Source organism: Curtobacterium sp. B18, assembly GCF_000333375.1.
In the GTDB taxonomy this organism is placed as follows: domain Bacteria; phylum Actinomycetota; class Actinomycetes; order Actinomycetales; family Microbacteriaceae; genus Curtobacterium.
Genome location: NZ_BACZ01000276.1, coordinates 1 through 4,475, shown reverse-complemented (window position 1 = coordinate 4,475; position 4,475 = coordinate 1). Strand labels below are relative to the sequence as shown.

The window sequence follows — 4,475 nt, the reverse complement described above, 5'->3', positions numbered from 1 at the left end:
AAGAAAAGAGCCTCCAGGCCGTCGCGTCGGCACCCCCACCGCGCGCGTCCGCGCGGTGCGCGGCCCCGACTAGAATGGTCGGCATGCCCCGGGACGAACACGGACACCTGACCGCCGGCCGCATCTCCCCGCAGCGGTCCGTCCCGAAGGACATCGAGCGCCCGGAGTACGTCGGGAAGGCCGAGCCGCACGAGCACGGCCTCGGTGACACGTACACCCCCGACGAGGTGGAGCAGATCCGGGTCGCCGGACGCATCGCCTCGCAGGCCATCGACGCCGTCGGCCGAGCGATCCGTCCCGGTGTCACGACCGACGAGCTCGACCGGATCGGCCACGAGTTCGTCGTCGCGCACGGCGCCTACCCGTCGACGCTCGGCTACCGCGGCTACCCGAAGTCGCTCTGCTCCAGCCTCAACGAGGTCATCTGCCACGGCATCCCCGACGACACCGTCCTGCAGGAGGGCGATCTCGTCAACATCGACATCACCGCCTACAAGGACGGGATGCACGGGGACACGAACCGCACCTTCATCGTCGGTCAGGCATCACAGGAGGTCGAGGACCTCGTCACCCGCACGCGGCTCGCGCTCGAGCGCGGCATCAAGGCCGTCGCCCCGGGGCGGCAGGTGAACGTGATCGGCCGCGCGATCGAGGCGTACGCGAAGCGCTTCGGCTACGGCGTCGTCCGCGACTACACCGGCCACGGCGTCGGCCGCGCGTTCCACTCCGGGCTGATCATCCCCCACTACGACGCCCCGCGCTTCGACGACGTCATGGAGCCCGGCATGGTGTTCACGATCGAGCCCATGCTCACGCTCGGCGGCATCGACGCGGACATCTGGGCCGATGACTGGACCGTCTCCACCCGCGACAAGTCGTGGACCGCACAGTTCGAACACACCCTCGTCGTCACCGAGCGCGGCGCGGAACTCCTCACCGTCTCCTGACATCCACACCGAAAGGCTCCTCATGACCTCCCTCGCAGTCGGCGTCGACATCGGCGGTACGGGCATCAAGGGCGCGATCGTCGACGTCTCCACCGGCGAACTCACCACCGACCGGATCAAGAAGGCCACGCCGGAGGGCGGCAAGCCGCACGACATCGTCGCCGTCGCCGCGTCCATCCTCGAGGAGCTCGCCCCGGCCTCGGACGTCCCCGTCGGGGTCTGCTTCCCCGCGATCGTCCGCGACGGCAAGACCATGTCGGCCGCCAACGTGTCGAAGAAGTGGATCGGCTTCGAGGCCGAGGCGCTCTTCGAGAAGGAACTCGGCCGCTCCATCCACTTCGTCAACGACGCCGACGCCGCCGGGTTCGCCGAGCAGCAGTTCGGTGCGGCGAAGGGCAAGGACGGCCTCGTCGTCGTCACCACCCTCGGCACGGGCATCGGCACCGCGCTCATCAACGATGGTGTGCTCATCGTGAACTCGGAGCTCGGGCACCTCGAGATCGACGGGCACGACGCCGAGTCGCGGGCCTCGTTCGCCGCCAAGGAGCGCGACGACCTGTCCTGGAAGCACTGGGCGAAGCGGCTGCAGAAGTACTACTCGACGCTCGAAGCCCTGCTCTCCCCGGAACTCTTCGTCGTCGGCGGCGGAGTGTCGAAGCAGTACGAGGAGTTCCTGCCGCTGCTCGACCTGCAGGCGGACATCATCCCGGCGACGCTCCGGAACAACGCGGGCATCATCGGCGCGGCGACCCTCGCCGCGAAGAGCGCCTGACACGTCGGCGTCGGCGCGCCCGGACGTCGACGTCGCACGACACGCCGCGCGCTTCGTGTCGAGGTCGCACGAGGTGCCGTTCGCGTCTCGGCCGGACAGCAATTCGGGCGACCTCGGTGTCCGTGCCCGCTAGACTCGTCATCGCGAACGGGTCGGTGAGACGGTCGCGTCACTCCCCCGGGAGTGCCGAGGAACGTCCGGGCTCCACAGAGCAGGGCGGTGGGTAACACCCACCCGGAGCAATCCGCGAGACAGTGCCACAGAAAGCAGACCGCCGGCGGCGACGTCGGTAAGGGTGAAACGGTGGTGTAAGAGACCACCAGGGGTCCGGGTGACCGGATCCGCTCGGTAAACCTCGCCCGGAGCAAGGTCAGACAGAGGACGCTGAGGCTGCTCGCCGAGTCCTCGGGTAGACCGCTGGAGGCCGACGGCAACGTCGGTCCGAGAGAGATGGCCGTCACCGCCGCTTGCGGCGGGACAGAACCCGGCGTACGGCCGGCCCGTTCGCACCCTGTACTTGCCGGTGGGCGGCGCGCGCGCGGGCGCTTGGGCGCTCGCACGGGCGCTTGCGCGCTTGGGCGCTCGCGCCTTCGCTCGCTCGTGCGGTGCCCGCTCGCTTGCACGGTGCGGCGCCCGCTCGCTCGGTGCGGCGCTCCGTCGCACCGTGCGCGGTGCGGCAACCCGTGCCGGGTTGATCGCTGGGTGCGCCGCTTCAACCTGCCACGGAGCTGGCATCGGCGCACCGGCTGACGAAGGGCGCACCGTGCGGTCGCGACGCATGACGCGGCGGACGGGAGGGACGGTGCGCGCCCGCACCGCGCCTCCCGTCCGCCGCGAGGACGGCCCGCACGCCGAAGTGCGCAGCGCACCGTGCGCGGTACGCCAACCCGTGCCGGGTTGACCGCTGGGTGCGCCTCTTCAACCTGCCACGGAGCTGGCAGCGGCGCACCGGCTGACGAAGCGCGCACCGTGCGGGCAGCGGCCGTGCATGACCCCGCGCCGATCCCGCCCGCGCCAGCCCTCGCCCGCCCGCGCCGCCCGCGCCAATCCTGCCCGCGCCCGCCCCGGACGCACGGTGCCCCCTGGCGCCGCGCCTCCCGTGTCCGCACCGCGGCCAGCGACTACAGCCCGGACTCTGCCGTCCGCACCAGGATCGCGTCGCTGTCCGGGCAGAGCACCACGTCATCGGGCGCCGCACGCCGGATCGTCTGCAGGTCGGAGTTCGTCAGCGTGACGCCGGAGGCCGTCGACACGCCACCCTGCAGCAACGACGCACCGAAGCCGTAGCGCGCCCGCTGCCGGTCGTAGAGCGCGAGGAGGTCGGCCGGCACCTTCGCGGCGACAGCGGCGCGGCTCTGCGTGGCGGACTCGCGATCGGCCTCGAGCCGTGCGATCTCGGCGTCGCGCTCGGCCACGAGCCCGGTGCGCTGCGCCTCGACGTCAGCGAGCTGCGCCTCGATGTCGCCGACCCGGGCGCGGAAGCCGTCGAGGTGCTCCATCACCTCGAGCTCGGCCGTCTCGAGGTCGCCGATGCGACGCTGCAGCGACTCGAGCTCGCTCTGCAGACCCGCGGCGTCCTTCGCGCTCGAGACGTTCTGGAGCATCGTCGTGTCGCGCTCGACCCGGGCCTGTGCCGTGGCGGTGTCGGACTCGAGGCGTGCGAGCTCGCGCTCGGCGTCCTCGACCTCGCCCGTGGCCGCCGCGAGCTGGGCACGGAGACCCGCCGCCGCCGTGCTGAGCTCGGTGAGCCGATCGCCCTTCTGCAGCGACGTGATGCGGTGCGCGATACGGGTGACGTCGTTGTCGAGGCGCTGGACGTCGAGGAGGATGACCTGGTCCTCGGGTGCTGCCTTCATGGTCAGACTCCTTGTGTGTCGGTGGTGGGTTCGGCCGCCGGCAGGACGGCGAAGTCCCACGGGTCGGTGCGGAGGTCGCTCACGGTGACGCGGACGCCCGCCGCACGGCGGAGCTGCTCGGCGGCGACGTCGAGCCAGAGCCACTCGGTGGCCCAGTGCGAGGTGTCGATGAGGGCCGGCCCGCCGCCGAGCAGCGCCTGCTCGCGGAACTCGGACGCGGGGTGGTGACGGAGGTCGCTCGTGACGTACACGTCGGCCCCGAGCACGGCGGGGTGCCCGAGGTAGGCGTCACCGGCACCGGCGCAGAGGGCGACGGACCGGATCAGCTGGTCGAAGTCACCCGAGACGCGGACACCGGTCGCGGTGCCCGGCAGGAGGTCCACGAGTGCACGGGCGAGCGCCCCCAGGGTGGTCGGTTCGGCGAGCTCGCCGACACGGCCGATGCCCGTCGACGGGTCCGTGCCGGGTTCGAGGGGTCGTTGGTCGGTCAGCCCGAGCCGGTCGGCGAGCACGGCCGATGTGCCCGTCGTGACGACGTCGGCGTTGGTGTGGGCCGCGACGAGTGCCGCGCCGCCGCGCACGAGGGTGGCGAGCACACTGCCCTTGTAGGTCGACTCGGCGATGGTCGTGACCCCGCGGAGCAGCAGCGGATGGTGCGTGAGCAGGAGGTCGGCACCGAGCTCGACCGTCTCACGCGCGGTGGCCGGTACGGCGTCGACCGCGAGGTGCACGTGATCGACGGTCTGGTCGGGGTCGCCCGCGACGAGCCCGACGGAGTCCCAGGACTCGGCGCCGGTGGCGGGCCACAGGTCCTCGATCACGGCCTGGAGTTCGCGGAGCGTCGGCATCCCGTCAGTCTACCGAGCCGACCGGGTGACCCCGGGCGTCCTGTGACGACGG

The 4,475-nt window shown here is 71.7% G+C and carries 4 protein-coding genes and 1 other RNA gene; 3 read left to right on the top strand and 2 right to left on the bottom strand.

Annotation, left to right across the window (positions count from 1 at the left end; genetic code table 11):
• The first annotated feature begins 83 nt into the window (after window positions 1–83).
• From map to rnpB, 3 genes are all read left to right on the top strand, one after another.
• Window positions 84–947: a type I methionyl aminopeptidase gene (gene map, locus I5E_RS07100; RefSeq protein WP_031261779.1), complete on the top strand. Its 864-nt coding sequence runs from the start codon at window positions 84–86 to the stop codon at window positions 945–947.
• Between the two features lie 22 nt (window positions 948–969).
• On the top strand, window positions 970–1,719 hold the full coding sequence (gene ppgK / locus I5E_RS07095) for a polyphosphate--glucose phosphotransferase (protein WP_022906369.1): 750 nt from the start codon (window positions 970–972) through the stop codon (window positions 1,717–1,719).
• A 148-nt stretch (window positions 1,720–1,867) separates the two neighbouring features.
• Window positions 1,868–2,226, top strand: an RNA gene (rnpB, locus tag I5E_RS22620) — RNase P RNA component class A.
• Between the two features lie 614 nt (window positions 2,227–2,840).
• Here the strand turns inward: rnpB and I5E_RS07090 are convergent.
• Both I5E_RS07090 and I5E_RS07085 read right to left on the bottom strand, forming a co-directional pair.
• The gene (locus tag I5E_RS07090; RefSeq protein ID WP_031261778.1) at window positions 2,841–3,575 is read right to left on the bottom strand and encodes a zinc ribbon domain-containing protein; all 735 of its coding nucleotides are present in this window, start codon (window positions 3,573–3,575) and stop codon (window positions 2,841–2,843) included.
• Between the two features lie 2 nt (window positions 3,576–3,577).
• The gene (locus I5E_RS07085) at window positions 3,578–4,423 is read right to left on the bottom strand and encodes a Nif3-like dinuclear metal center hexameric protein (RefSeq protein WP_022906367.1); all 846 of its coding nucleotides are present in this window, start codon (window positions 4,421–4,423) and stop codon (window positions 3,578–3,580) included.
• Window positions 4,424–4,475: the final 52 nt, after the last annotated feature.